At 33.2% G+C, this 26432-nt stretch carries 30 protein-coding genes; 18 read left to right on the top strand and 12 right to left on the bottom strand.

Annotated elements, in window-relative coordinates; translation table 11 throughout:
• The 5 genes from ACXX80_RS03240 (at position 1) to tsaB (ending at position 5943) form a co-directional block, all read left to right on the top strand.
• Positions 1-1266, top strand: a complete 1266-nt coding sequence (locus ACXX80_RS03240; RefSeq protein WP_315206382.1) for an ABC transporter permease — start codon at positions 1-3, stop codon at positions 1264-1266.
• 45 nt (positions 1267-1311) lie between these two features.
• Positions 1312-2427: an efflux RND transporter periplasmic adaptor subunit gene (locus tag ACXX80_RS03235; protein WP_417990512.1), complete on the top strand. Its 1116-nt coding sequence runs from the start codon at positions 1312-1314 to the stop codon at positions 2425-2427.
• An 82-nt stretch (positions 2428-2509) separates the two neighbouring features.
• Positions 2510-3880, top strand: coding sequence for a TolC family protein (locus ACXX80_RS03230; RefSeq protein WP_458551974.1), 1371 nt, complete (start codon positions 2510-2512; stop codon positions 3878-3880).
• A gap of 6 nt (positions 3881-3886) precedes the next feature.
• Entirely contained in the window at positions 3887-5191 is a 1305-nt protein-coding gene (locus ACXX80_RS03225) for an efflux RND transporter periplasmic adaptor subunit (protein WP_458551973.1), read from the top strand.
• Between the two features lie 83 nt (positions 5192-5274).
• Positions 5275-5943, top strand: a complete 669-nt coding sequence (tsaB, locus tag ACXX80_RS03220) for a tRNA (adenosine(37)-N6)-threonylcarbamoyltransferase complex dimerization subunit type 1 TsaB (RefSeq protein ID WP_458551971.1) — start codon at positions 5275-5277, stop codon at positions 5941-5943.
• Between the two features lie 10 nt (positions 5944-5953).
• Here the strand turns inward: tsaB and ACXX80_RS03215 are convergent, their stop codons facing one another.
• The 4 genes from ACXX80_RS03215 to ACXX80_RS03200 all read right to left on the bottom strand — a co-directional run bounded on the left by ACXX80_RS03215 (position 5954) and on the right by ACXX80_RS03200 (position 8965).
• Positions 5954-6781 (bottom strand): mechanosensitive ion channel family protein, encoded by an 828-nt coding sequence (locus ACXX80_RS03215; protein ID WP_458551970.1) that lies wholly within the window; start codon positions 6779-6781, stop codon positions 5954-5956.
• Between the two features lie 81 nt (positions 6782-6862).
• Entirely contained in the window at positions 6863-7438 is a 576-nt protein-coding gene (locus tag ACXX80_RS03210; RefSeq protein WP_458551969.1) for a YtxH domain-containing protein, read from the bottom strand.
• Between the two features lie 319 nt (positions 7439-7757).
• Complete coding sequence (locus ACXX80_RS03205) at positions 7758-7958, bottom strand: dodecin family protein (protein ID WP_417990507.1); 201 nt, start codon at positions 7956-7958, stop codon at positions 7758-7760.
• Between the two features lie 107 nt (positions 7959-8065).
• Complete coding sequence (locus ACXX80_RS03200) at positions 8066-8965, bottom strand: NifU family protein (protein WP_458551968.1); 900 nt, start codon at positions 8963-8965, stop codon at positions 8066-8068.
• Between the two features lie 169 nt (positions 8966-9134).
• Here ACXX80_RS03200 and ACXX80_RS03195 point away from each other — a divergent pair, with 169 nt between their 5' ends.
• Entirely contained in the window at positions 9135-10133 is a 999-nt protein-coding gene (locus ACXX80_RS03195; protein WP_458551967.1) for a PorP/SprF family type IX secretion system membrane protein, read from the top strand.
• A 17-nt stretch (positions 10134-10150) separates the two neighbouring features.
• On the top strand, positions 10151-10669 hold the full coding sequence (locus tag ACXX80_RS03190) for a gamma carbonic anhydrase family protein (protein WP_458551966.1): 519 nt from the start codon (positions 10151-10153) through the stop codon (positions 10667-10669).
• A 10-nt stretch (positions 10670-10679) separates the two neighbouring features.
• Here the strand turns inward: ACXX80_RS03190 and murI are convergent, their stop codons facing one another.
• The 8 genes from murI to ACXX80_RS03150 all read right to left on the bottom strand — a co-directional run bounded on the left by murI (position 10680) and on the right by ACXX80_RS03150 (position 19015).
• Positions 10680-11459, bottom strand: coding sequence for a glutamate racemase (gene murI / locus ACXX80_RS03185; protein WP_458551965.1), 780 nt, complete (start codon positions 11457-11459; stop codon positions 10680-10682).
• A 109-nt stretch (positions 11460-11568) separates the two neighbouring features.
• Entirely contained in the window at positions 11569-12069 is a 501-nt protein-coding gene (locus tag ACXX80_RS03180; protein WP_458551964.1) for an OmpH/Skp family outer membrane protein, read from the bottom strand.
• Between the two features lie 21 nt (positions 12070-12090).
• A complete protein-coding gene (locus ACXX80_RS03175; RefSeq protein ID WP_458551963.1) occupies positions 12091-13110 on the bottom strand; it encodes an OmpH/Skp family outer membrane protein in 1020 nt (339 codons plus the stop codon).
• A gap of 35 nt (positions 13111-13145) precedes the next feature.
• Positions 13146-15857, bottom strand: a complete 2712-nt coding sequence (locus tag ACXX80_RS03170) for a BamA/OMP85 family outer membrane protein (RefSeq protein WP_458551962.1) — start codon at positions 15855-15857, stop codon at positions 13146-13148.
• A complete protein-coding gene (uppS, locus tag ACXX80_RS03165) occupies positions 15790-16530 on the bottom strand; it encodes an undecaprenyl pyrophosphate synthase (RefSeq protein ID WP_458551961.1) in 741 nt (246 codons plus the stop codon). The genes ACXX80_RS03170 and uppS overlap by 68 nt, the downstream gene beginning before the upstream one ends.
• Before the next feature lie 4 nt (positions 16531-16534).
• Positions 16535-17218 (bottom strand): type IX secretion system protein PorG, encoded by a 684-nt coding sequence (porG, locus tag ACXX80_RS03160; RefSeq protein WP_458551960.1) that lies wholly within the window; start codon positions 17216-17218, stop codon positions 16535-16537.
• Between the two features lie 168 nt (positions 17219-17386).
• Positions 17387-18271, bottom strand: coding sequence for an NAD kinase (locus ACXX80_RS03155; protein WP_315206437.1), 885 nt, complete (start codon positions 18269-18271; stop codon positions 17387-17389).
• An 84-nt stretch (positions 18272-18355) separates the two neighbouring features.
• Entirely contained in the window at positions 18356-19015 is a 660-nt protein-coding gene (locus ACXX80_RS03150) for a CBS domain-containing protein (protein ID WP_458551959.1), read from the bottom strand.
• Positions 19016-19129: 114 nt separating this feature from the next.
• Between ACXX80_RS03150 and ACXX80_RS03145 the strand changes: the two genes are divergently transcribed.
• The 11 genes from ACXX80_RS03145 (at position 19130) to ACXX80_RS03095 (ending at position 26381) form a co-directional block, all read left to right on the top strand.
• Positions 19130-19843, top strand: coding sequence for a pyridoxine 5'-phosphate synthase (locus ACXX80_RS03145; protein WP_282727453.1), 714 nt, complete (start codon positions 19130-19132; stop codon positions 19841-19843).
• Positions 19844-19948: 105 nt separating this feature from the next.
• A complete protein-coding gene (locus ACXX80_RS03140) occupies positions 19949-20707 on the top strand; it encodes an alpha/beta fold hydrolase (RefSeq protein WP_458551958.1) in 759 nt (252 codons plus the stop codon).
• A 54-nt stretch (positions 20708-20761) separates the two neighbouring features.
• Positions 20762-21106 carry a phage holin family protein gene (locus ACXX80_RS03135; RefSeq protein ID WP_091165627.1) on the top strand — a complete coding sequence of 115 codons (345 nt, stop codon included), beginning with the start codon at positions 20762-20764 and terminating at the stop codon, positions 21104-21106.
• Positions 21107-21193: 87 nt separating this feature from the next.
• Complete coding sequence (locus ACXX80_RS03130; RefSeq protein ID WP_458551957.1) at positions 21194-21565, top strand: hypothetical protein; 372 nt, start codon at positions 21194-21196, stop codon at positions 21563-21565.
• A 154-nt stretch (positions 21566-21719) separates the two neighbouring features.
• Positions 21720-22595 carry a DUF3347 domain-containing protein gene (locus ACXX80_RS03125; protein WP_458551956.1) on the top strand — a complete coding sequence of 292 codons (876 nt, stop codon included), beginning with the start codon at positions 21720-21722 and terminating at the stop codon, positions 22593-22595.
• 20 nt (positions 22596-22615) lie between these two features.
• The gene (locus ACXX80_RS03120; RefSeq protein ID WP_458551955.1) at positions 22616-23086 is read left to right on the top strand and encodes a TlpA family protein disulfide reductase; all 471 of its coding nucleotides are present in this window, start codon (positions 22616-22618) and stop codon (positions 23084-23086) included.
• A gap of 6 nt (positions 23087-23092) precedes the next feature.
• Positions 23093-23623 (top strand): heavy-metal-associated domain-containing protein, encoded by a 531-nt coding sequence (locus tag ACXX80_RS03115; RefSeq protein ID WP_458551953.1) that lies wholly within the window; start codon positions 23093-23095, stop codon positions 23621-23623.
• Entirely contained in the window at positions 23623-24432 is an 810-nt protein-coding gene (locus tag ACXX80_RS03110) for a hypothetical protein (protein ID WP_458551952.1), read from the top strand. Before ACXX80_RS03115 ends, ACXX80_RS03110 begins: the two co-directional genes overlap by 1 nt.
• A 98-nt stretch (positions 24433-24530) precedes the next feature.
• Positions 24531-25259, top strand: coding sequence for a DUF3347 domain-containing protein (locus tag ACXX80_RS03105; RefSeq protein ID WP_458551951.1), 729 nt, complete (start codon positions 24531-24533; stop codon positions 25257-25259).
• A 5-nt stretch (positions 25260-25264) separates the two neighbouring features.
• Positions 25265-25825: a helix-turn-helix domain-containing protein gene (locus ACXX80_RS03100; protein WP_458551950.1), complete on the top strand. Its 561-nt coding sequence runs from the start codon at positions 25265-25267 to the stop codon at positions 25823-25825.
• Between the two features lie 106 nt (positions 25826-25931).
• Complete coding sequence (locus tag ACXX80_RS03095) at positions 25932-26381, top strand: heavy metal-binding domain-containing protein (protein WP_458551949.1); 450 nt, start codon at positions 25932-25934, stop codon at positions 26379-26381.
• Positions 26382-26432 lie beyond the last annotated feature (51 nt).

The following is a 26432-nucleotide window of genomic DNA, read 5'->3' as shown; positions in this document are numbered from 1 at the left end:
ATGTTTGATAGAGATAAATGGAACGAGATTTTAGAGGCTTTAACTGCTAATACATTCAGGACGATTCTTACTGCGTTTGGTGTTTTTTGGGGAATATTTATTTTGGTAATATTACTCGCTGCAGGAAATGGATTGGAAAATGGCGTTAAAAAAGGGTTTGATGGAATTGCGACCAATACTATGTTTATGTGGTCACAAACTACTTCAAAACCGTTCAAAGGATTGCCTACAACCAGAGAATTTAATTTTAAAAATGCTGATATTAATGCTTTGAAAGAGAATTTTCCGGATTTATTATACGTTTCGCCCAGAAATCAATTGGGTGGTTATGAAGGAGCAAATAATGTGGTCAGAGGAACAAAAACGGCAGCTTATACGATTTACGGAGATTACCCGGAATTGATTAAGCAAGAATCAATGGACATCATAAAAGGGCGTTTTGTGAATCAGCAAGATATTTTATTGAAGCGTAAAGTTGCAGTTATTGGTCAAGGCGTAATAAACGAAATGTATGAGAAAGCAGAAGAAGTTATTGGGACTTACATCAAGATTAATGGCGTGAATTTTATGGTAGTGGGTGTTTATAACTCAAAATCTAGAAATAATGGAGATGCTGAATCCGCTCAAAAAAATATTTTTATGCCATTTACTACCTTTCAACAAGCGTTTAATTATGGTGATACAGTAGGATGGATGGCGCTTACAGCTAATGATGATGCTTCAATTACGGAGTTGAAACCTAAAATTTTAGACTTCATGAAATCCAGACATTCAATACATCCTCAAGATGACAGAGCGATTGGTAATTTTGATTTGTTTCAGGAGTTTAGCAAGATACAAGGCTTGTTCCTTATTCTAAAATTCATTGCTTATTTTGTAGGAACATTGGTATTGCTTTCCGGAGTAATTGGGATTTCTAATATTATGTTGATTGTTGTTAAAGAGCGTACCAAAGAAATAGGAATTCGAAGAGCTTTAGGCGCAACTCCGGGTGCGATTCGTTCCCAAATATTATCAGAAGCTATCTTTCTGACTATTGTCGCAGGAATGTTTGGAATTGCATTGGCTACAGGATTATTAGCAGTTATCAATATGGTTTTAGCATCTATGCCAAGTGAAGGAATGATGTTCGCCAATCCAAGTGTAGATTTGACAGTTGTTTTTATTGCTTTGCTTATACTCATTGGTTCGGGTTTATTAGCAGGATTAATTCCGGCTCAAACTGCCATAAATGTAAAGCCAGTAGACGCATTAAGAACTGAATAAAAGTATCAATCAAAAAAATATTTAATCGATTAAACAATAAGCAAAATGAAAAAAGGATTAACCATAACTATTTTAATTACAATCGCGCTAGTGTTCTTTGGTGCTTTGTATTATTTGTATGCCAAGAATCAGGAATCTCCAATTGTTTTTGAAACCGATAAGGCAGAAATAAAAACGATTGTGAAGAATACCATTGCAACCGGTAATATTGTTCCAGATGAAGAGGTGCTTATCAAACCTAATATTTCAGGTATTATTGAAGCGGTTTACATCAAAGCAGGTGAGAATATCAAAGCGGGTGATTTAATAGCAAAAATTAAAGTTGTTGCCAATGTATCTAATTTAAGTAATTCTCAAAATCAGGTGCAAACATCTAAAATTGCTTTAGACAATCAAGAGAAAGTGTTTTTGAGACAAAAAACCTTATTTGATAAAGGTGTTATTTCGGCTAATGATTTTGATGCGGCTCAATTAGCATATAAACAAGCGAAACAGAATTATAGTGCATCTCGACAAGGGTATGATATTGTGAAAACTGGAACAACTTCCGGACTGGGAAGTTATGCCAATACTTTGATTCGTTCTACAGTAAATGGAATGGTGCTGGATGTTCCAGTGAAAGTAGGAAATCAAGTAATTGAAAGCAATAATTTCAATGAGGGAACAACTATAGCCAGTGTTGCCGATGTTGGCCGTATGATATTCGTCGGGAAAATTGACGAGTCAGAAGTAGGTAAAATAAAAGAAAAATTGCCCATCGAAATTACTGTTGGTGCTATTGAAAACAAAAAATTTGATGCCGTTCTACAATATATTGCCCCAAAAGGTAAAACAGAAAATGGAGCGATTCAATTCGAAATAAAAGCATCTTTGGCAAATAGAGACGATACTTTTATCAGAGCAGGTTTAAGTGCAAATGCTTCCATTATTTTAGAAAAAGCGGATAAGGTTTTAGCAATAAAAGAATCCTTGATTCAATTTGATAAAAAAACACAAAAACCATACGTCGAGGTTGAAACCGGAGTGCAAAAATTTACAAGAAAAGATTTAGTTTTAGGCGTTAGCGATGGAATTTATGTTGAAATAAAAAGCGGAATTAAAGCGTCAGATAAAATAAAAATATGGAATCAAGGTCTAAAAAATGAAGAAATGAAACCTTAAAAATACATTCAAAAAAGAATTTTAGTTTTTAAAAAAATGTTAAATATGTGTAGTACCTTTGCTACACTTTCATTCAAAATATATGAAAAAAAATAGTTGTATCAGTTTCGTTTTTATTGTGCTATTTGGTTTGTCCGTTCAGGGACAATCCAAAAAATGGACTCTGGAAGAATGCGTAAAATATGCCATACAAAATAATATCTCAATCAAGCAATCCGAGTTAGATACTAAAACGGCAGCCATTGATAAAAAAGGAGCGATTGGGAACTTCCTTCCATCATTGAATGCCAGTGCTTCTCATTCTTGGAACATTGGTTTGAATCAGGATATTACAACAGGGCTTTTGCGTAATCAAACGACTCAGTTTACGTCTGCTGGAGCAAATGTGGGAGTGGATATTTACAAAGGTTTACAAAACCAAAATACATTGCGTAAAGCCAATCTTTCGATTGTGGCGGCTAAATACCAATTGCTTAAAATGCAGGAAGATGTAGCTTTGAATGTTGCCAATGCTTTTTTACAAGTGCTTTTTAATAAAGAAAACTTAAAAGTGCAGAAAGAACAATTGGGAATTAATGAAAAACAATATGCGCGCTCAGAAGAGTTAGTGAAAGCAGGATCTATTCCGCGTGGCGATTTATTGGACATAAAAGCTACTGTAGCATCAAACAATCAAAATGTTATTGCTGCAGACAATGCGTTATTAATTTCAAAATTGAGTTTGGCTCAATTATTACAACTAAAAGACTTTGAAAACTTTGATGTTGTTGATGAAACAGACATTAAAGATGAAAATAATATTATGGCACAATCTCCGGTAGCCATTTATGATAAAGCTAAAGAAGGAAGGACTGAATTGAAAATTGCAAGAACTAATTTAGAAATTTCACAGAAAAATTTAGAAATTGCCAAAGGAGCTTTTCAACCTACTTTACAAGGGTTTTATAGTTTTAATAGTCGAGTTTCTTATGCAGATGTTCCTGCTTTTGACAGTATGGGAAATGTAATTGGTACAAAAAGTCCAGCGCCATTTTTTGATCAATTCGGGGATAATAAAGGACAATCTTTTGGAGCTCAGTTATCGATTCCTATCTTTAATGGATTTTCAGCTAAAAATAATGTAGAGCGTTCTAAAGTAAGTTTAGAAAGATCAAAAATCGCTGTAGAGCAACAAGATTTAGATTTACAAAGAAATGTTTTCACTGCATTTGCAGATGCGAAAGGTGCTTTGAATGCTTATGAATCTTCGGTTGTAGCACTTGAATCAAGACAAGGAGCGTATGATTATGCCAAAGAGAAATATGCAGTTGGTTTGATGAATGCTTTTGATTTTAATCAATCACAAACCTTACTTACTAATGCACAATCAGATGTTCTTAGAACAAAATACGATTATATTTTTAAAATTAAAATATTAGAATTCTATTTTGGAATTCCACTTATCAAAAACTAATTTATCATGTCAAAGAAAACAATTTATATACTAATAGGTGGAGCAGTAGTACTTATTGCTGCGTTAATAGGACTTTCAAAATCTGGAGTTATCGGGAATAAGGACAAGGGAACTGAAGTTGAAATCGCCCAAGTCAATCCTGTAACTATTGTTGAAACGGTTTCGGCTACAGGGAAAATTCAACCAGAAATTGAAGTTAAAATTTCATCTGAGGTATCAGGAGAGATTATTTCTTTAAACGTAAAAGAAGGACAAGTTGTAAAGAAAGGGGATTTATTAGTTAAAATAAACCCAGATTTATATACTTCAGGTTACAATCGTTCAGTTTCTAATTTATCAGGAACAAGAGCAAATTTGAGTCAGGCCGATGCTTCGTTCAAAGAGTCTAAGTCAAGTTACGACCGAAATAAAACATTATTCGAAAAAGGAATTATTTCAAAGTCAGATTGGGATAAAGCAGTTGCCTCTTATGAAGTGGCAAAAGCAGCTAAACAAACGGCTTATTTTAATGTTCAAAGTGCGTCGGCAACTGTAAACGAAGCCAAAGACAATTTAGGACGTACGACAATCTATGCGCCAGCGGATGGAACAATTTCTATGTTAAACGTAGAATTAGGTGAGCGCGTTTTAGGTACACAACAAATGACTGGAACAGAGATTTTGAGAGTAGCCAACTTGAATAACATGGAAGTGGAAGTGGATGTCAACGAAAATGATATTGTGAAAATTAAAGTAGGTGATGATGCTAATGTTGAAGTTGATGCTTATCTAAAAAAACAATTTAAAGGAACTGTAACTAGTATTTCTAATTCAGCTAGTTCAGCTTTGACAGCAGATCAAGTAACTAATTTTAAAGTTAAAGTAAGAATTCTGAAAGAATCGTATCAAGATTTATTAGAAGGAAAACCAGATACCTATTCTCCTTTTAGACCTGGAATGACTGCAACGGTTGATATTATTACAGAAACAAAAACGAATGTATTGTCAGTGCCAATTAGTTCAGTTGTAGTAAAATCAGATACGACGGCTGTAAAAGAAATTAAAGTTGAAGATCCTAATGAAGAACAAAAAGGAGCTGCACCTAAAAGTGATAAGAAATTTGAATGCGTATTTGTAAAAGTAGGTGATAAAGCTAAAATTAGAATTATCAAAACCGGAATTCAGGACGATACAAATATTGAGGTTTTAACCGGTCTTAAAAAAGGAGACGTAGTGATAACCGGGCCTTATACTACCGTTTCAAAGGATTTAAATTCTGGAGATAAGGTAACGTTAAAAACGGATAAGGATAAAACGGAAAATAAGAAATAATAGAGTATACTAATATTTTAAAAATCACAATCATGAAATATATTTCATGATTGTGATTTTCAAGTTAAAATAAAATCTGAAAATTGGAATACATTCTCAACATAGAAACCGCTACGAAAAACTGTTCAGTTGCTCTTGCAAAAAACGGTAAAACAATTGTATGCAAAGAAATTGCCGAAGAAGGATATTCTCATGCAGAACGACTTCATGTTTTTATTGAGGAAATTATAAAAGAGGCGGGAATTAAGCTTAATGATTTATCTGCCATTGCAGTGAGTCAAGGTCCAGGATCTTACACAGGATTGCGAATAGGCGTTTCGGCGGCTAAAGGACTGTGTTATGCACTTGATATTCCATTAATTGCTGTAGATACTTTACAAGCTTTGGCGTCGCAGGTAGCCATTTCAAACGGATTAATCATTCCCATGATTGATGCCCGAAGAATGGAAGTGTATAGTGCTGTTTTTACTCCAAATTTGGAACGAAAAAGAGAAGTTCTAGCCGAAATAATTACAGAGAATTCATTTGAAAATTTGCAAGAAACACTTTATTTTGTTGGTGATTGTGCAGAAAAGTGCAAGTCAGTTTTGACCAAAGAAAATTATATTTTCCTTGATGAAATTGTATATCCTTCTGCTAAAGAAATGAGTGCGATAAGTTTTGAAAAATTCAAAAAAAGCGACACTGTAGATGTCGCTTATTTTGAACCGTATTATTTGAAAGACTTTATGATTACAACTCCAAAGAAATAATTTATTTAAATTAAGAATTCTCCTTAGTTGATTCTCTTACATAAGGTTGAATTACAATTCCGGCAGCGTCAAATTCCAGTTTGCAGCTTTCTAAAGTTTCAGAGAAAACGACACCATAATCTTCATTATTTGCCCATGGTCTCACCGCAAGTTGAATGGCATTGTCAGTTAAGTTTTTTACAGAAACTTCGGCAGCAGGGGTTTGAAGTACTTTTGGATTATTTTTTAAAATGGCAGTAATTATTTCTTTCACTTTTTTAATATCCGTATCATAGGAAATGGCGATGGTCAAATCAGCTCTTCTAATTTTTTGCAAAGAATAATTGATAATGTTTCCATTTGACAAAGAGCCATTTGGAACAAAAATAGTTTGATTATTTGCTGTGATTAATTTGGTTACAAATACTTGTATTTCGCTGACAGTTCCTATTACTCCTTGTGCTTCAATAGTATCATTTACCTTAAAAGGTTTAAAAAGAATGATTAACATGCCGCCAGCAAAATTCGATAAGGAACCTTGAAGTGATAAGCCTACAGCAAGTCCCATTGCGCCTAAAATGGCTACAAATGACGAAGTTTCTATTCCTAGATTTGAAATGAAAGTCACAAACAAGAGTACTCTCAAAACCCAAAGTAAAATATCGGCAAGGAACTTTGTCAAGGTAGGATCTAAATCTCTTTTTATCATTAGTTTTCTAATGAATCTATTGATAAGCCGAATGGCGTAAAGACCAATAAATAAAATTACAAAGGCAGAAATAATTTTTGGCGAATAATCAACCAATACTGTGATGAATGTATTGGCATAATCAGTTAACTGATTTGGATTTAAGTTCATTTTTTATCTAATAAAAAACCTTCTCAAAAGAGAAGGCTAAGTTTGAAGTGCAAAAATACAAATAAATTATTTTTTTATAAATTAATCTGCGTCTTCTTCTATTTTATTTTTAGTTTCTTTAGCTTTTTCAGTGGTGTCTGCATCACCATCTTTTGCTAATTCACTTGCTTTTTCAGAAACAGTTTCAACAGCATCAGTAGCTATTGTTTTAGTTTCACTTGCTATTTCTTCGACTTTTTCTATGGCTGCGGCAGTTTTTTCTTTTACGGATTCTACTACTTTCTCAGAATGTTCAATAACCGTTTCTTTTGCAAGACCAGCAAAATCTTCTACTTTATCTATAATTGGAGCTGCAGTTTCTTTTACTTTTTCTAATGTTTCTTCTACAAATGTCTCTGCTTTTTCAAGGTAAGGAGTGGCAGTTTCTTTTGCTTTTTCAAATGTTTCTTCTGCAAATGTTTCTGCTTTTTCAAGATAAGGAGTGGCTGTTTCTTTTGCTTTTTCAAATGTTTCTTCTGCAAATGTTTCTGCTTTTTCAAGGTAAGGTGCAGCAGTCTCTTTTGCTTGCTCAAAAGTAGTTTCAGCTTTGTCAGCTAATTCGCTGGCAGTTTCTTTGGCTGAGCCAAATAAATTTTTTAAAAATGAAGATAGTCCCATGGTATTTTTATTTGATTAGTCCTACAATATTAAACAATTTTTTTTAGGATTGCTTTATTAAACTATTAATAATTTACTGAAAATCAGCATTTGGTATCAATTTCGTCCTGTTTTGGAAAACATAAAACAACGTTTTCTTTATTGTATAGCGTGCGGATAATAACACTATTTAATTTTTGGTTTCAGCCAGAATCATTCAGTTTGAAAATAAAAGAATTACCTGACGCCAGAAAGTAATGCAAATGATAGCCTTAAATAGCTTCTAGAAATAAAAAAGCGTTCGCCGCAGCAAACGCTTAAATGAATCGGTCCAATTAATCTATTCGAGTTCGAAAGTTAATTTTAGGTTTACTCTATATTCTGTGATTTCACCTCCACTTACGGCAGCGCTTTGGTCTTTAATGTACACAGAACGTATGTGGTTTATGGTTTTAGCCGCCTTTGCTACTCCTTTTCGAGTGGCATCTTCCCAACTTATATCTGAACTGGAAAGCACTTCAATTACTTTTAATACTGAGATAATTTCTATTTGTTAAGTTAAGTATTAAATGTACCTATTTTATTTAAAATGGCAATTATTTTCACATAACTATAACATTTACAATTAATTGTGTAATTTTATTTTGCTTATGCGTTTACAGCTTCCACTTTAATTCCTTCGTCGTTCAGCATGCTTTTCAGCATGTTTTCTATACCGCTTTTTAAAGTAAATGTTGATGACGGACACCCGCTGCAAGCTCCTTGAAGGATAACTTTTACTGTCTTGTCAGTTTCGTTATACGAATCGAATGCAATATTTCCACCGTCAGCTTGCACTGCAGGTTTTACATATTCCTCTAATATGTTGATGATTTGTTGCGAGGTTACATCCAGATTATCAAACTCTTTTGCTTTGGTATCTTCTTCTGCTGTAGTGGCTTGAATGAAATTTTCATCTAGAACTGTTCCGCCGTTTTCAATATATAGCTTGATGAAACTTCTTAATTCTAATGTTATTTCCTGCCATTCATTGATTTCATATTTAGTTACCGAGATGTAGTTTTCATCAATGAAAATCTCTTTCACATAAGGAAATTTAAAAAGTTCTTTTGCTAATGGAGATGCACCTGTTTGATCAATATTTTTGAATTCGATAGCGTTTTTAGTCAACATTTTACTCACTACAAATTTCAATGCAGCTGGATTTGGAGTGGTTTCTCCATAAACGGTCACAGGCTGTTTTTTAGTTTTGTTTTCGTCAATAGTGATTATTGTTCCGCCATTGTTTACAAATGTTTCCATTTGTTCTGCTACGGCATCTTTGACATCATCCCATTCCACAATGCTATATTTTTCGATTGCTATAAAATTTCCGGAGATATAAATTGTTTTTACAAAGGGAAGGTAAAATAATTGTTGTGCTAGTGGAGACGTTTTAGTCTCATCAATGTTTTTGAATTCAAAACTTTCATTTTGAGTTATAAAATCTTGAAATTCAAACTTTAATATAGTTGGGTTTTGTGTTTCTTTTATGCTAACTTTGTTCATGACTTTTAAATTTTTACAAATTTACTAAAGTTATTTTCTATGAATAACTATATTTGAGTTTTTAATGAATAAATTAACTTTAGTTTAATTTTTAGATAAGCTGTTAGCTCTTGTTTCCATAAAACTTTTATTGATTTAAAATTATTCATTCCTATTAAAAAGTAATTAAATGTATAATAAAATTAGATTTTTATCGTCCCTTTTTTTTATATCCTTCTATTCCTTTTCGCAGGAAGGAATCCCAGTTTATTCTGATTATCTTTCCGATAATTATTACTTAATTCATCCTTCAATGGCAGGCGCGTCAAATTGTGCCAAAATTAGGTTGACTGGTCGTAAACAATGGTTTGACCAGGAGGATGCTCCAGAGCTTCAAACCTTAAGTTTTAATGGGAGAGTAGGTGAAAAAGCAGGTGCCGGAATTATACTTTTCAATGATAAAAACGGATATCATTCCCAAAAAGGAGTTAAGTTTAGTTATGCCTATCACTTAATGTTTTCAAGAAATGAAATTGATTTGAACCAGTTGTCATTTGGAATCAGCGCAGGATTAATTCAGAGCCAATTAGACGAAACTGAATTTATGCAATCTGGGGATTTTGATCCCATTATTGATGGAACTGTCGTGCAAAAGGACTCTTATTTTAATGTGGATATTGGAGCATCATACAACTACTTGGATTTTTATGCACATGCTACAGTAAAGAACGCGATAGAAACCAGAAGAGATATTTACACGGAATATGAAAGTGATAATTTAAGAAAGTATTTATTGAGTGCCGGATATATTTTTGGTGACAAAGACAAAATATTATGGGAGCCATCTATTTTATTCCAAATGGTGGATCAAACCAAAGAAAAATCGATTGACATTAACTTTAAAGCTTACAAGACGTTAGATTTTGGAAAGCTTTGGGGCGGATTATCTTATAGAAGAAGTTTTGATGGTGCAGAATACATTAATGGAAATTCTGTTTCGAAACAAAAACTTCAATATATTACGCCAATAGTTGGTGTCAACTTTGATAAATTTATGTTTGCTTATACGTATTCTCAATTATCGGGAGCTGTTAAATTCGATAATGGTGGCTATCACCAAATTACTTTAGGTATCGATTTGTTCTGCAAGCCTGTGAAATACGATTGCAACTGTCCTGCAATTAATTAATATTTATTCTTTTTTTCATGCTAATTAAATCTGTAAACGGTAAATCACCTTCAATTCCTGAGGATTGTTATGTAGCCGAAAATGCAACTATTGTAGGCGATGTTTCTTTTGGAAAAAATTGTAGCGTTTGGTTTAACGCTGTAATTAGAGGTGATGTAAATTTCATCAAAATTGGGAATAAAGTAAACATACAAGATGGAGCAGTAATTCATTGTACGTATAAAAAGCACCCAACAATTATAGGAAATAATGTTTCTATTGGCCATAATGCCATTGTGCATGGATGTCTGGTACACGATAACGTTTTAATAGGGATGGGAGCGATTGTTATGGATAATTGTGTTATCGAAAGCAATTCTATTGTGGCTGCCGGTGCCGTTATTACCCAAAATACAGTTGTAGCATCTGGTACTATCTGGGCGGGAGTTCCTGCTAAAAAAGTGAAAGATATTGATCAATCTGATTTTGCGGGTGAAATCGAACGCATTTCGAATAATTACGTGATGTATTCAAGTTGGTTTAAAGAGGAAGAGTAAAAAATATTGTTTAAAATTCTATTTCTTCAACCGAATATTTATTTTCTAAAATTTCAGTCAAAACTCTGGGATTTGTATTCGTGTAAAAAATAGGTTCACTTTTTTCTTTCGATAAAAAACCTACTTTGTCTCGTAATATATTTTTTGTTTGTTTCGCAACAGCTTCACCAGAATCTATAATTTGAATGTGCTCCGGAAGAATTTTTTTTATTTGAGGAATCAAATATGGATAATGACTGCAACCTAACACTAAATAATCAATGTTAGCTTCAATCATTGGAGTCAGGTAGGAGTGAAGTAGTTTCGTCATTTCTGGGGAATTGATGTCCCCGTTTTCAATCAGTTGGACTAATCCGTGACCTACTTGCTCAATTATTTTTGTGTCTTGGTACTTTTCTGTAGTCTTGTTAAAAAGTTCACTATTCAAAGTGCCTTGTGTCGCCAAGATTCCTATTATTTGCGTTTTAGAATGTGTAACGGCGGGTTTTATTGCTGGTTCAATACCTATAAACGGAATGTCATATTTTGCTCTTAATTCTTGGATTGCATTAGTCGTTGCAGTATTACAAGCGATCACGATTAATTTACATTTCATCTCCAGTAGGAAATCAGTATTTTTCATACTCAAAGCAATAATCTCTTGTTTGGATTTTTGTCCATAAGGGGCATTTTTACTATCTGCCAGATATATAGTTTTTTCATTGGGTAGTAATTGATGAATTGCTTTCCAAATTGAAGTTCCGCCAATCCCTGAGTCAAAAATTCCTATTGGTTGATTATTACTGTTCATAAAAACAAAGTTACATGCTGGAATTTGAATTTCCTAAAATTTATTTTAAACAAAAAACTGCTCAAACCTAAGATAAGGGTGAGCAGTTTTGTACGATTATCTGTTTTTTTTAGAAACCTAAATCTTTTTTTACATCCATAGTCAAGTTTGGACCATCAGCAAGTAAAAGACTAGAACCATCTAGAACATATTGGAATCCTTTAGCTTTACCTACTTTTTGAATAGAAGCTCTTACTTTTTCCATTAATGGTTTTACGATATCAGATTCTTTTTGTTGTAATTCTTTTTGAGCATTGTCTCTAAAGTCAACAATTCTTTTTTGCATATCTTGAACTTCTTTAGAACGATCACCATTTACAGCTTCAGTAACTGTAGCAGCTTCAGCTTCGTATTTTTTCAATTTTCCTTGGTATTCTTCAACCATTTTTTTGTAGTCAGCATCATACGTAGTACTCAATTTATCCAATTGTTTTTGAGCGTCTAGCATTGCTGGCATTTTTGTCATAATCTCACTTACATCAACATGAGCAGTTTTTGCTTGTGCATTAATTGTTTGGTTTGCTCCTAAAATAAAAATTGCAGCAATAAATAGAGTTTTAATTTGTTTCATCGTTTTTAAAATATTTAATAATTAATTTTTGTTTGTATTTTCTTTTAATTTTTCTTCTTTGGCTTTCCTGATAGCTTCTCTGTCTTCTAGTATTTTTTTTCTTTTATCGTCTAATGCTTTCTTGCGATCCTCTAAAACTTTCTTACGATCCTCTAATGTTTTCGCTCTTGCATCAGCTTGTTTTTGTTTAGCATCTTCAATGGCTAGTTTTGCACTGTCTTTAGCTGGGTCATTACTTGCAGCTTTTTCTGTGGCGTCTGCTTTAACATTTGCAGAAACCGTGCCATTTTTTTTAGCCTCTCTGTCGGCTATAACTTGTTTCCTTTTATCATCAAACTCCTTTTTCTTTTGCTCCTGAAGTAATTTTCTATCAGCGAGTATTTTATCTCTTGTTGCTTTTTTATCATCTAAGAGTTTTTGTCTGTCTGCCAATGCTGGATTTTCATCCAATGCATCTTCTTTATTTTGTTTGGCTTCTTCCTCTTTTTGTTGTTTTTTAGTCAACTGTTCTCTCTTTTCGGTCCTGTTTAATGTGCGTAAAATTTGATCGCTGATGTCAAATCTTTTTGCCGCAAATAACATGGTCAAGTCAGAAGTTTTGTCGAAGATAAAATCATATTTTAACCGTTCTGCAATATCTTGAACTGCAGTAAAAACTTGATCTTGTATTGGTTTTACCAAAACCGATTTTTGGATCATCAAATCCCCGTTGGCACCAAATCTTTTTTGTTGGTAATCCAGATTTTCGTTTTCAAGAAAATTAATTTCTGTTTCTCTTTCATCAATAAGCTCTTTAGTCAACAAGGCTCTTTCGGCCTTTAAGGCTTCCTTCAGTTTATTGATTTCAATTTTCTTAGTATCGATTTCCAGTTTCCACTTTTCAGCCTTTTGCTCTAATTGAGCTTTTGCTTCCGTATAATCAGGTACATTTTGTAAAATGTACTCCATGTCAATGTAGCCTAGTTTAGTCCCTCTGGTTTGCGCGTCTATTGTTTGTACAACGACTAACGCTAAAAATAGATATAAAAATTGTTTTCTCATAACGTTATAGTATTAGAAAATTTTATGTCATTTTTTTAAAATTGTTGTCCAATGATGAAATGAACTGATTGTAGATTATCTCGTACTGGATCAAACCCATGAGCAAAATCAATTCCTAATAATCCAAATGCTGGCATAAATACACGTAATCCAACTCCTGCAGAACGATTTAATGCAAAAGGATTATAGCTTTTGAAATCCTTAAACGATGATCCTGCTTCCATGAATGCCAATGCATAAATCGAAGCCGATGATTTCAATGTTATCGGATAACGTAATTCCATGGAGAATTTATTAAAAACAGTAGCTCCAATTTGATCTCCAGTTTCATTTACAGGTGTCAACGTGTTGTTTTTGTATCCTCTCAACTGTACTGTTTCTCTACCGTCCATAGAATAGTTTGCCTGTCCATCCCCACCAAGATAGAATCGTTCAAAAGGAACAACACCTCTGTCTTGATTGTATGCTCCAAGGAACCCAAATTCAGTCAAGGTTCTAAGTACTAATTTACCATAAATTTTTGTATACCAATCTGCTTTAAACTTTATTTTATAATATTCTAACCAATTAAATTTCTTTTGATCGACTAATGCAGCGTCTGCAGCTGCCTCTTGATAAGTCCCAACTTTATTCCCTTGGGCATCTAAATAAGCACCTTTCTCAAGGATAATATTTCCCGCAACATCTTTTATATCCTCTTTATTTTTTAATTTATATTCTTCTTTATCGCCTAATGTTGCATAATCTGTTCCGTTTAGCAATGAATAAGGAGGAGTTAATTTAGCTGAAATACTAAACTCCGATCCGTATGTTGGAAAAATTGGATTCACACCTTTATTACTTCTTGTTAACCCAACCGTGTAGGCAAAGTTTCTTGACGTTCCATCTCCAAAAGTAAATAATCCTGTATTGTAATTATTTAAATCATAATGTTGGTAACTTAACGATTGTGACAATACAAAGAAATCATCTGGAACAGTAAGTCTTTTTGCTAAACCAACAGACAATGTCATGATGTTAAAACTTTTAGTTTTATCAGCTTTTTGTGTAACAAAATTATTTAAAAATTGTTTACTATACGATATAGAGCTGCTAAATTGTACTGGTTTTTTTCCACCAAACCAAGGTTCTGAAAATGAAACACTGTATGTTTGAAAAAATGTACTGGCTTGCAAACGTAAAGATACTTTTTGACCATCTCCCATTGGTAGTGGTTTGTAAGCATCTTTGTTGAACATATTTCGTGCAGAAAAATTGTTGAAAGATAGTCCAAGCGTACCAATGAAACCACCACCACCATAACCTCCTTGAAGTTCAATTTGACTCGATCCTTTTTCTACAAGATTGTATTCTATATCTACCGTTCCAGCACTTGCATCAACATTTTTGAATTTTGGATCAATCGCTTCTGGATCAAAAAAACCTAACTGTCCAATTTCACGTACGGTTCTAACTAATTCGTCTTTGCTGTATTTTTCTCCTGGTTTTGTTCTTAATTCACGATAAATTACACGGTCATTTGTTTTATCATTTCCAACAACAGTGATTTTATTGAAATAAGCAATTGGCCCTTCAGTGATTCGTATTTCAAAATCAATAGTGTCATTTGCAGTTCTTACCTCAACCGCATTTATATTAGAAAATAAATAACCGTTATTTTTATATAAGTTGTCAATATCTTCTCCGTCAGGTTTTGATGCATCTGCAATCCTTTTTTGCAACAGAACACCATTATATGTTTCTCCTTTTTTCACACCTAATACTCGGCTCAATCCTTGATCCGTGTATACTGTATTTCCTAAAAATTTAATGTCTCCAAAGTAATATTTGTTCCCTTCCTCAACATTAATTTTAATGGATAATGCGTTCTTTTCTTTATCAAAAGTTACGGAATCCGAAAGTATTCTGGCGTCTCTGTACCCTTTTTCTTTATAAGCTGAAATTACTTTTTCTAAATCCGTTTTGTATTTGTCTTTTATAAATTTAGATGCCTTTAGAATTCGAATAGGATTTTTTTGTTTCGTATCCTTCATCGCTTTTCTCAAAGCTTTGTCTGACATTTTTGTATTTCCTACAAAATCAATTGTTTGAATTTTTACCTTTTCACCCTTGTCAATAGTGACAAGCATATTTACTGAATTTACTGTTGAAGTATCTTTAACAGTGTTTATGTTTACTTTAGTATTGTAAAAACCGTCTTTTTTGTATTTGTTTTCTATGTAGTTTTTTGTAGTAGTAATCAAGTTCTCATTAACTACTTTGTTTTTATTTAAACTGTTGTCTTTTATTAAAGCTTCTGTCTTTGTTTTCTTAACACCTACAAATTTTACTTGGTTTAATTTAGGTAACTCTACAATATTCAAATCAAGATAAATACTGTCATTTTGCACTTTATTTACATAAAATGAAATTTCATCAAAGAGACCTAGTTTTCCAAGTTTTTTTATAGCAGCACTGATTTCTTCACCTGGAACTGTTATTTCTTGTCCTTTTTGCAAACCTGAGAAAGTGACTACGGTTTGAGAGTTAAAACTTATGTCTCCAACCACCGCTACATCAGCTAATATGTATTTTTTTCCTTGATCAAAAGGGACTCTTTCTTGAGCTTTAACTTGTGAAAAACTTCCAAAAATCAAAACGGTAAGGACTATTTTTATGCTTTTATTTAACACTAAAAAATTATTTAATTTGTTCACTTGTTTTTCCAAATCTACGTTCTCTTTTTTGATAACTAATGATAGCCTCATATAAATCTTGTTCTTTAAAGTCTGGCCACAATATATCAGTAAAATACAATTCTGCATAGGCAATCTGCCACAACAAAAAGTTACTTATCCTATGTTCTCCACTTGTTCGTATTAATAAATCTACGTCAGGTAAATTTTGCGTGTAAAGATGCTCATTAATAATGGAATCGTCAATAGTGTCTATTGAAATTATATTATTTTTAACTTTATTACAGATGTTTCTGACTGCGTTGACAATTTCTTCTCTGGACCCGTAGCTTAACGCCAGAGTCAATGTCATTTGTGTGTTGTCTTTAGTTTTATCAATAACATCAAGGAGTTCTTTTTGTGCTGATTTTGGTAATTTTTCTAAATTACCTATAGCATTCAGTTTGATGTTGTTTTTTTGGAGTGTTACAAGTTCTTTTTTCAAGGAGTTGATCAGTACTTTCATTAAAGTTTCAACTTCTAGTTTTGGTCTGTTCCAGTTTTCAGTGGAAAAAGCATATAAAGTAAGAAATTCGATGCCGAGCTTAGCGCTCGATTCGATTATAACTTTAACTGATTTTGTTCCGCTTTCATGGCCTAAAGCCCTTAAAAGCCCTTGTTGTTTTGCCCAACGCCCATTACCATCCATAATAATGGCTAAATGTTTTGGCAAGTTATTCTTGTTGATAGTCTCTAGTAAATTCATTTTTTTATTCTGCACAATAACAGGGTTTGTTTCCAAAGGTATAAGTTAAAGTAACTCCTGAAAAAACATACCAATCATTATTATTTATATTTCCAAATCGGAGCGATTCCAAATTTTTGTTTTCCGGATTATTTCCGTCTATGTTATCTGTCAAAGTATATCTTGCACCAACTTCTGCAGCCAATATTATACTAGGAGTAATATTTGATTTTAATCCTATAGTCATTGGTATTGCAAATGAACCTGTGTTCTTGTCTTTTTTAGTTTCTCCGTCCAATACATACAATTCGTCATGTCTAAAATAACTTACGCCAGAATGCACATAAGGAGTAATTTTAGTACTTGCTTCATGAAGATTAAAATCAAAAAAGTTAAATTCAAGGCCTAAAGATACTTCTTTTATACCGTTTTCGAAGCGATAGCCTCTCTGGTTTCTACCGGGCTCTTTTGAATCTAAATCATTTGAAACGATTTTTGATTGCGTGTAAGAAAACCGGTAAGCATGTCTGGCACTTTTATTCCACTTGTATAGCAATCCAAAAGCAGGTTCATTTGGCGAAACATACGCAGTAGGGCCAACATCACCTATAAAATTACTTCCCCCTATGAAAACACCAACCTCGTGTATCTGAGCATTGGTAGACATTAAAGTGAAAAAGCAAAAAAATAAATAAAAAATTTTGTTCATTTAATCAAAAATTGCGTGCAAATATAATAATTATCAATTCGATTCAATACCCATTCAGTTAAATGTGTGTTTTTTTAATAATTAACTACTAAACTCACACTAATTAAGTATTAGTTTTACTAAAACGGGGAAAATTGATAAAATCGTATAGCGCTTGATTAAAATGATTTAATTCCTTTTGTCTTCTCCCCAAAGTAATTTCTTGCGAAGTGTTTTCAAAAAAGTTTCTTCGGTGATTTCGACCATATTAATTTGAAAAGGCGTTTTCTTTAAAGTTAGAATCGATTCGTTTTTTACCGAGGTAACTCTGGAATCTAAGGAGACTAAATAGTTTTCTTCTCTTCCTGAAACTTTCAGACGGATTTCAGTTTCATCAGGAACTACAAGTGGTCTTGCGGTAAGATTGTGAGGAGCAATAGGAGTAATAACGAGACTTTTTACGTCAGGTGTCAAAATGGGACCGCCACAACTGAGAGAATATCCTGTGGATCCTGTAGGTGTAGAAATGATTAAACCATCAGCCCAATAGGAATTCAAATATTCATCATTCAAGTAAGTGTCAATCGTAATCATCGAAGTAGTGTCTTTTCGGCTGACCGTAATTTCATTCATGGCAAAATTAATTGCGTCAATGGATTCATTTGGAGGTGTACACGTTAAACTCAGTAAAGTTCGTTTAGAAATTGTGTATTTTTTATCGATGACAAATTGCATAAACGAGGCAATATTTTCTTTTTGTACAGAAGCTAAGAAACCTAATCTTCCTGCGTTTATTCCTAAAATAGGTATGCCAGAATCTCGCACTAATGTTGCGGCTCTTAGTATAGTTCCATCTCCACCGATGCTTATCAGCATGTCAAAACTATCGTCAAGCTCTGTGTGGGATGTGAAAGTTTTATATTTTTTTTCTACAATCTTCCGTTCATTAAGCATCAACAAAAAATGAGATTCAATAATCATCTCTACATTGTTTTTGTTAAAAAAAACAAAGATGTCGTTTATGATGGGTTCTGTACTGTTCTGATAATATTGACCGTAGATCGCTACTTTCATCTTTTTTTTAATCGTTAATTTGATTATTGGGTTGTTTGAGATGGTGGTTGCTATTACCGAATCATCAAATCTCCGAATAAGCGGTTATATGTTAAGGTATTTATCTAAATAATCAGAGCGCTCTTTTAAATTATTGATATAATTGTCTTCTTGATGTTCCGATATGATTTCATAACTGTACCTTCTAAAAGTTTGTATAATTTCATTCATCGCACCCAAAGTTATTTTTAGGGTCACTTCTACACTATCCACATCGGCTTCCGAAATGAATAAACCCAAAAGCTTGCCGTTATTGCTTTCGACAATTTGAGTAATCTGACTCATCGAATAATCCAAAACTCCTTTTTTGACAATAATAATTCCGCCTGGTTCTTTTAAAAATGGTGTTTCATGAAAAAACTTCATGATATCCTCTATTTCATAATATCCTACGTAGGTATTGTTTTCGTCCAAAACGGGAACTAAATTAGTGTGATTTTTTGCAAAGACTTCCAAAACATCCAGCCACATCGTATTTGTTCTGGTAAAAAATCCCTCCAGAGTAAAGCGATAATCTGCTGCTTTTTTATCACTGTCAAAAGTCTCTATATCTTCCGATGCAATACTGCCAATGTAAACGCCCTCTTCAACAATTGGAAAATGTGAAAAGTGTAAGTCACTAAAAAAGTCTTGAATAGCCGCAATAGAATCGTGGCTGTCAATCGCTTTAAAATCATTGGTAATATATTCTGTAATTTCTGTCATAAATCAATCGGCAATATTTCATGCAAAATAATCAAAAATAAGCAAAATCTCCTAAGTTTTACTTTGTATTTTTGCTCCAAGTAAATACTAGTATCAAAATCAAAAAGTGTTCTAATGACAAAATTAAGTGTAAATATCAATAAAATAGCTACTTTGCGGAATGCTCGCGGAGGAAATGTCCCCGATTTATTAAAAGTAGCCACCGATATTCAAAAGTTTGGAGCGGAAGGAATAACCATACATCCGCGCCCGGATGAGCGCCACATTCGTTATCAAGATGCCCGAGATTTAAAGTCGATTGTTTACACCGAATATAATATTGAAGGAAATCCAGAGAAAACATTTATCGATCTTGTTCTGGAGATAAAACCGACACAAGTGACTTTGGTACCAGATGCAATTGATGCCATAACTTCTAATGCGGGTTGGGATACCATAAAACATGCCTCTTATTTAACTGAAATCGTTCAGGAATTTCAACGCAACGGAATCAGAACATCGATTTTTGTGGATCCTGTTCTCGAAATGATTGAAGGCGCCAAGAAAATTGGAACCGAAAGAATCGAATTGTACACCGAAGCATTTGCTCATCAATACAGTTTAGGGAATCAAGATGGAATTAAACCGTATACGGAATCGGCAATTTTGGCCAATGAACTTGGATTAGGAATCAATGCAGGTCATGATTTGAGTTTGGATAACATTCAGTTTTTTAAACAAAACATTCCAGGATTACTGGAGGTTTCTATTGGTCACGCTTTAATTTCCGAAGCTATTTATTTGGGATTAGACAATGTGGTGAATATGTATTTGCAAAAATTAAAATAGTTTTTTAAACCATTAAGAAATTAAGATAGATTAAGTCAAAAGCTTAATGACCTTAATATCTTAATGGTTTGTAATTTAAATTATAACGTTAAAATCTAAAATTATATGCTTTTTTCAAAAATAGAAGGGTCAGGAAAACCGCTTTTAATCCTTCATGGATTTCTGGGAATGTCTGATAATTGGAAAACACTCGGAACGCAATTTGCGACTGATTTTCAGGTTCATATTCTCGATTTACGCAACCACGGCCGAAGCTTACATTCAGAAGAATTCAGTTATGAAATCATGGTTCAGGATGTTTACGAGTATTGCCAGGCTCAAAATTTAGAAAACATCAATATAATAGGACACTCGATGGGCGGGAAAATAGCTATGCTTTTGGCAACGACTCATCCGGAATTAGTAGATAAATTAATTGTGGCTGATATTGGTCCAAAATTTTACCCGCAACACCATCAGGATATTTTGGCGGGATTGAACGCCGTAGATTTCTCAAAAAAACCAAGCCGCAATGAGGTCGAAGAAATCATGACAAGTTATATTCCTGATTTTGGAACCAGACAATTCTTAATGAAAAATTTATTTTGGCAAGAGCCGGGACAACTAGCTTTCCGATTTAATTTGGCAGTATTTAATCATAAAATGGATGAAATAGGAATTCCTTTAGCAGAGAATTCCATTTTCGAGAAGCCAACATTATTCATTCGCGGTGGAAATTCAAGGTATATTCTGGACAGCGATTTTGAAAATATAAAACAACATTTTCCAGATTCAAGCATCGAAACGATTCCTAATGTAGGGCATTGGCTTCATGCCGAAAACCCAACTGAATTTTATCAAAAAGTGACTTCTTTCCTAAAATAAACGTGATGATTTTAAATTTTCACTACATTTATTAAAACTTTAAAACAAAAATTCATGAATTTACTGATCAAAATTCTTATCACTTCGGGTTTAGTATTGCTAATTGCGAACTTTATGCCGGGAGTTCATGTAGCGGGATTTACTACAGCATTAATCGTTGCAATAGTTCTTGGGTTGCTTAACATATTCATCAAACCGATATTGGTAATACTTACATTGCCGGTTACCATCATCACTTTAGGATTGTTTTTATTGGTAATTAATGCATTAATGATTTTGTTGTGTACAAAAATTGTGGGCGGATTTAGCGTAGACACCTTTTGGACCGCCTTATTCTTTAGTATTATTTTGTCAGTATTGCAGTCTATAATGAATGGAATATTGGGCGAAGGAAAATAAGAATTCTTTTTTAACATGTATTTGTGAATGAATTAATTTACAGTATTTGTTAATTTTATACCTTTGTGTTCCTATATAAAATAAACAATGTCTAAAAAGTTTTACATAGTGCTATTAGTTATGCTTGGTTTCTTTATGACACCGAGCGTGGCTTTTGCATGTGGAACAAAAACGGAGAAGGCATGTTGTAAAAAAAAATCCTCTTCAAAAAAGGATAAAAAAGAATGTTGTAAAAAAGAACAGTCTTCAAAAAAAGAATCTCATGAAGGTTGTAGTGGAGCTTGTAAAGATGTTACTTGCAGCAGTTCAACCGTATATATAGGGATGACTTCGTTGTTTTACACCGAATTGAATAATCAACTCTTTAGTTTTTCTACAGAAAAACAAAATTACTATTACTCAGAAATCTTTATTTCCTCAGATTTCCGTTCTATTTGGCTTCCACCTAAAATAAGCTAAATTCCTTTTTCTGACAGCCAAAAGACTGTCTTTTTCAAAGCATTTTATGCTTTTATAATAATTAAATTTTAGTCGAATACAATTTGAAATGTAGCAAAACATGCTATTGTTTTCAATGTTTTTGCGGCTAATTCACCTCAAAATTATTCATACAATGAAATCAATAAAAAGAATATTGATGGCAATAATCCTATTGCTTTCAGTTACAATTGCAAGCGCGCAAATTAAAAACGGTAAAACAGAAACGGTAAAAATATACGGAAACTGTGACATGTGTAAAAGCAAGATAGAAACTGCCGGAAACCTGAAAAAAGTAGCAAAAGTCGAGTGGAATAAAGATTCTAAAATGGCAACACTTACGTATGATTCTACTAAAACGAGTCAAGACGAAATATTGAAACGCATTGCTTTAGCCGGTTACGACAGCGATAAATTTCTTGCACCAGATGCTACTTATGATACATTACATGGATGTTGTCAATATGAAAGAGAAGCTAAAGTAGCCGTTCCAACAGAGATGAAAATGGAAAGCGCTGCTGCAGAAAATCATATAAATCACGCCAATCATTCTGATACTGCAATTGCAAAACAGCAAATAGACACTAAACTAAAAGTTGTTTTTGATACCTATTTCTTATTGAAAGATGCTTTGGTAAAAACAGACGGAAAAACGGCTGCTATTGTAGGAAAAGACGTTCTAACAGCATTAAACGCAGTGAAAATGGACGTGCTTGCTATGGATGTTCACATGATTTGGATGAAAGAAATGAACGGTCTAATGGCTGCTGCCAAGAATATTTCGGAAACGCAAGACATCAAACGTCAAAGAGAAATTTTCATTCCACTTTCAAAATCGATGTATGAATTGATAAAAGTGGCTAAATATGAAACTCCGGTTTATCTTCAGTTTTGCCCTATGGCAAATGACGGTAAAGGTGCAAACTGGTTGAGCAAAGAGAATGCAGTTAAGAATCCATATTACGGTTCTCAAATGATGACTTGTGGAAAAACGGTAGAAACGATTCAATAAGAGTTTAAAGGGAAAATAAAATGAAAAAAATAATGCTGCTATTCAGTTTAATAATCAGTATTTCAACTGCAACTGCTCAAATGAAAATTGGTGACAGTTTGCCTGATTTTCAACTCAAAAATAATAAAGAGACAGCCATAAATTTAGCCTCTCTGAAAGGGAAAACGGTCTTAATTGACTTTTGGGCTTCTTGGTGTGCGCCTTGTAGACTGGCTAATAAAAAGTTGGTTCCTTTATACAATCAATATAAAAATGACAATTTTGAAATTGTTGGGATATCGCTGGATACAGATAAAACGAAATGGATGAATGCTATTCAAAAAGATAAATTAGAATACGAGCAATTAATCGATGCTAAAGGTTTTGATGCGAAATCTGCACTACTTTTTGGAGTGGAAGCATTACCCAATTCGTATCTATTTGATGCATCAGGAAAATTAGTTGCCATCAATCCTACGGAGCAAGAAATAATAATACAAATCAAAAAATAAAGCAAAATGGAAAATATAAATTTAAAATTCATTGGTATCGCTTGTTTACTTTTAGTAACAAGCTTAAAATCCTACTCTCAAATCTCAAAAGCAGAAATAATGGCAACAGGTTTAACGTGTTCGATGTGTTCCAATGCGATAAACAAACAACTTAAAGCAACTGTTGGTGTGGATAGCGTCAGTACTGATTTGAACACGAATACCTTCACGGTTTATTTTAAAAAAGAAAGTAAAATAATGCCAAGAGTATTAAAAGAAGGTGTTGAAAAAGCAGGTTTCTTTATTGGCTCATTAGTAATTACAATGCCTACAGAAAGCTTAAAAATCGAAGACAATAAAACCATTTCATTAAACGGTTCCACTTTCGTTTTATTGAATGAAGAACTTAAAAACAGTAATGGGGAAATAAAATTAAAAATTTATGATAAAGGTTATGTAACCCAAAAAGAGCATAAAAAACTGCTTAAAACCTTTTCAAAAACAGCTTCGTATCCACTAGACAATGAAGACGATTACCATATTAAAACTGTAATTTAATGAGAAAATTATTAATCGTATTTACGCTTTTTCTAATTCAGGGAATATCGGCTCAAGAGCTTTTTGTGGTTACAGATCCGGCAAGTAATGTTCCTGCGGGTTCATTAGGAATTCGTTTGGGACAATCCATTTTTAAAGAACAAATGAAATCAGGATATAGTTATCATCTCATGCCCGAAGTTACTTGGGGAATCAATAAAAATTTGATGGTGAGAACATCCATGTTTGTGAGTAATAGAAGCAATCAGTTGGTTACTGAAGGCGCCAGTTTTTATACTAAATATCGCTTCCTTTCCACTGATGATTTACATAGTCATTTCAGGATGGCAGCATTTGGAAGATACAGTTTTAATAATGCCGATATTCATCAGGAACAGATAGAAATTATGGGGCATAATACTGGTTTCGAAACAGGAATTGTAGCTACACAACTTATAAAAAAGGTAGCCATAAGTGCTTCGGTTAGTTTTGAAAAAGCGTTTGACAATAAGCCGGATTACAGATTTCCTGAAGCGCAAAGTGATAATGCAACCAATTATACAGTATCGTTAGGAAGATTGATGTATCCAAAAAAATACACTAATTTTAAGCAAACAAATATCAATACAATGCTTGAGTTTGTTGGTCAGACATTAAACGAAAATGGAAAATCATATTTGGATATTGTGCCTTCCATTCAATTTATCATCAACAGTCAGGCACGGATAGATGTTGCTTACAGACAAGAATTATACAGTTCTATGTTGCGGTCTGCGCCAAATGGATTTTATCTGAACTTAGAATATAACTTTTTCAATGTTTCAAAATAAAATAAGTGATAATCAGTACCAAATGAATTCTCAAAATAGCAGTCTTCAAAAAGTATAGTAATTCGCTACAATAATTAATAATTAAATAATTTATTAAAATGAAAAATACAATCCTATCAATAATCACATTAGCATTAATGACGGTTTCTTGTAACCAAAAAAACAAAGAAACGCCAGCTGACACATCAGTAGCAACCAAAACGACTTCGGAATTGTATTCGTGTCCGATGCATCCTGAAGTTACCGGCGAAAAAGGAGCAGAATGTCCTGAATGTGGCATGGAACTAACCGAGAAAGTGGCGCAAAGTGCAACAACGGAAAAAGATGATGCCAGTACCATTGATATAGAAACGAAAAATGCTGGGGCAACCACTAAAACAGTTGCGGCAACCTCGTTTACAATTAATGAAATTGTAAGCAGTTATTTAAAACTTAAAAATGCATTAGTAAAAGATGATTCTAAAGGCGCGGCTAATGCTGGAAAAGCTTTGTATGCTGCATTTGGCAAAGTAAATTCTAATACTATTTCAAATGTAAAATTGAAAAACAAGTACAATGACATTGCCAAAAATGCTAAGGAACATGTGAAACATATTGGCGATAACGCTGGAAAAATCAATCATCAAAGAGAATATTTTGCGCTGTTGAGCAAAGACGTACATGATTTGATAAAAACCTTTGGAACAGACCAAAAATTATATCAGGATTATTGCCCAATGTACAATGAAGGAAAAGATGGATATTGGATAAGCGAAACCAAAGACGTTAAAAATCCATATTTCGGTTCTGAGATGTTAACTTGTGGCAGAATGGTGGAAGCAATTTAATAGCGATGAAATTCTACATCAAAAATATGGTATGCGATCGCTGTAAAATGGTTGTGAAATCCGAACTCGAAAAGATTGGGATAATTCCTGTTTCTGTGGAGTTAGGAGAAGTCGAACTAGTAGAAAATTTCAAGGAGAATCAGAAGCTAGAGTTTGAAATAAAATTGCAATCTCTTGGATTTGAATTGTTAGAAGGCAAAACAACGATACTTATAGAAAAGATTAAATGCCTAATTATTGATTTGGTACACCATCAAAATAATGAATTAAAAACCAATTTATCGCACTATTTGTCAGATCAATTAGGGCAAGATTACAGTACTTTGAGTAATTTATTTTCAGAAGTGCAAGGCATAACTATAGAGCATTATTTTATTGCTCAAAAAATTGAAAAAGTAAAGGAATTATTAATGTATAAAGAATTAACTTTAAGTGAAATTGCAATAAGATTGAATTACAGCGATGTGGCGCATTTGAGTAATCAGTTTAAAAAAATTACGGGCGTAACGCCAACTCATTTTAAACAATTAAAAGAAAATAACAGATTGCAAATTGATTTGGTGTAAAACTTACAAATCATTTCCAAAATTCTACAACAAGTCAAAATATAAGGTCTTGTACCTTTGACCAGTAGGAATGAATTTTTAGTTTAATATTTTAATAATATAAAAAATGAAAACATTAATTATCGTACTAAGCGTATTCTTAGCAGTAAATTCAATGGCATCAGCTCAAGAAGTGGTGAAATCTTCCCAAAAGGAAACCCATAAAGAAATGTATGCTTGTCCAATGCATTCAAAAGAGATGAGCAGTAAAGAAGGAGAGTGCAGTAAATGTGGAATGAAATTAGTAAAAACACTAAAACACGACACCTCAGCTAAAGGGAAAAAAACACAGGTAGTTTCAAAATACGTTTGCAAAATGGATGGAACAACTGCTGATAAACCTGGAAAATGTTCTAAATGCGGAATGAAAATGATTCCTCAAGAAGCTCAAAAATCGGGATATTCTTGTCCAATGCACCCGAAAGAAATGAGTGATAAATCTGGAAAATGTCCAAAATGTGGTATGCAGATGACTCCAAAAGCAAGTGACACAAAAGAAGACAATCATCAACATTAAATTTTTTTTAAAAGGGTTCTATACTTTATAGAACCCTTTTTTTTTAATTCA

The sequence above is a fragment of the Flavobacterium sp. GNP002 genome (genome assembly GCF_054343795.1).
This window is presented reverse-complemented; position numbering and strand designations above follow the sequence as displayed.

Coding starts and splice junctions, on each gene's coding strand:
- ACXX80_RS03240 (WP_315206382.1), top strand. CDS start 1: ATGTTTGATAGAGATAAATGGAACGAGATTTTAGAGGCTTTAACTGCT.
- ACXX80_RS03235 (WP_417990512.1), top strand. CDS start 1,312: ATGAAAAAAGGATTAACCATAACTATTTTAATTACAATCGCGCTAGTG.
- ACXX80_RS03230 (WP_458551974.1), top strand. CDS start 2,510: ATGAAAAAAAATAGTTGTATCAGTTTCGTTTTTATTGTGCTATTTGGT.
- ACXX80_RS03225 (WP_458551973.1), top strand. CDS start 3,887: ATGTCAAAGAAAACAATTTATATACTAATAGGTGGAGCAGTAGTACTT.
- ACXX80_RS03215 (WP_458551970.1), bottom strand. CDS start 6,781: ATGAACTTAAATCCAAATCAGTTAACTGATTATGCCAATACATTCATC.
- ACXX80_RS03210 (WP_458551969.1), bottom strand. CDS start 7,438: ATGGGACTATCTTCATTTTTAAAAAATTTATTTGGCTCAGCCAAAGAA.
- ACXX80_RS03200 (WP_458551968.1), bottom strand. CDS start 8,965: ATGAACAAAGTTAGCATAAAAGAAACACAAAACCCAACTATATTAAAG.
- ACXX80_RS03195 (WP_458551967.1), top strand. CDS start 9,135: ATGTATAATAAAATTAGATTTTTATCGTCCCTTTTTTTTATATCCTTC.
- ACXX80_RS03190 (WP_458551966.1), top strand. CDS start 10,151: ATGCTAATTAAATCTGTAAACGGTAAATCACCTTCAATTCCTGAGGAT.
- murI (WP_458551965.1), bottom strand. CDS start 11,459: ATGAACAGTAATAATCAACCAATAGGAATTTTTGACTCAGGGATTGGC.
- ACXX80_RS03180 (WP_458551964.1), bottom strand. CDS start 12,069: ATGAAACAAATTAAAACTCTATTTATTGCTGCAATTTTTATTTTAGGA.
- ACXX80_RS03175 (WP_458551963.1), bottom strand. CDS start 13,110: ATGAGAAAACAATTTTTATATCTATTTTTAGCGTTAGTCGTTGTACAA.
- ACXX80_RS03170 (WP_458551962.1), bottom strand. CDS start 15,857: ATGAGGCTATCATTAGTTATCAAAAAAGAGAACGTAGATTTGGAAAAA.
- uppS (WP_458551961.1), bottom strand. CDS start 16,530: ATGAATTTACTAGAGACTATCAACAAGAATAACTTGCCAAAACATTTA.
- porG (WP_458551960.1), bottom strand. CDS start 17,218: ATGAACAAAATTTTTTATTTATTTTTTTGCTTTTTCACTTTAATGTCT.
- ACXX80_RS03155 (WP_315206437.1), bottom strand. CDS start 18,271: ATGAAAGTAGCGATCTACGGTCAATATTATCAGAACAGTACAGAACCC.
- ACXX80_RS03150 (WP_458551959.1), bottom strand. CDS start 19,015: ATGACAGAAATTACAGAATATATTACCAATGATTTTAAAGCGATTGAC.
- ACXX80_RS03145 (WP_282727453.1), top strand. CDS start 19,130: ATGACAAAATTAAGTGTAAATATCAATAAAATAGCTACTTTGCGGAAT.
- ACXX80_RS03140 (WP_458551958.1), top strand. CDS start 19,949: ATGCTTTTTTCAAAAATAGAAGGGTCAGGAAAACCGCTTTTAATCCTT.
- ACXX80_RS03135 (WP_091165627.1), top strand. CDS start 20,762: ATGAATTTACTGATCAAAATTCTTATCACTTCGGGTTTAGTATTGCTA.
- ACXX80_RS03130 (WP_458551957.1), top strand. CDS start 21,194: ATGTCTAAAAAGTTTTACATAGTGCTATTAGTTATGCTTGGTTTCTTT.
- ACXX80_RS03125 (WP_458551956.1), top strand. CDS start 21,720: ATGAAATCAATAAAAAGAATATTGATGGCAATAATCCTATTGCTTTCA.
- ACXX80_RS03120 (WP_458551955.1), top strand. CDS start 22,616: ATGAAAAAAATAATGCTGCTATTCAGTTTAATAATCAGTATTTCAACT.
- ACXX80_RS03115 (WP_458551953.1), top strand. CDS start 23,093: ATGGAAAATATAAATTTAAAATTCATTGGTATCGCTTGTTTACTTTTA.
- ACXX80_RS03110 (WP_458551952.1), top strand. CDS start 23,623: ATGAGAAAATTATTAATCGTATTTACGCTTTTTCTAATTCAGGGAATA.
- ACXX80_RS03105 (WP_458551951.1), top strand. CDS start 24,531: ATGAAAAATACAATCCTATCAATAATCACATTAGCATTAATGACGGTT.
- ACXX80_RS03100 (WP_458551950.1), top strand. CDS start 25,265: ATGAAATTCTACATCAAAAATATGGTATGCGATCGCTGTAAAATGGTT.
- ACXX80_RS03095 (WP_458551949.1), top strand. CDS start 25,932: ATGAAAACATTAATTATCGTACTAAGCGTATTCTTAGCAGTAAATTCA.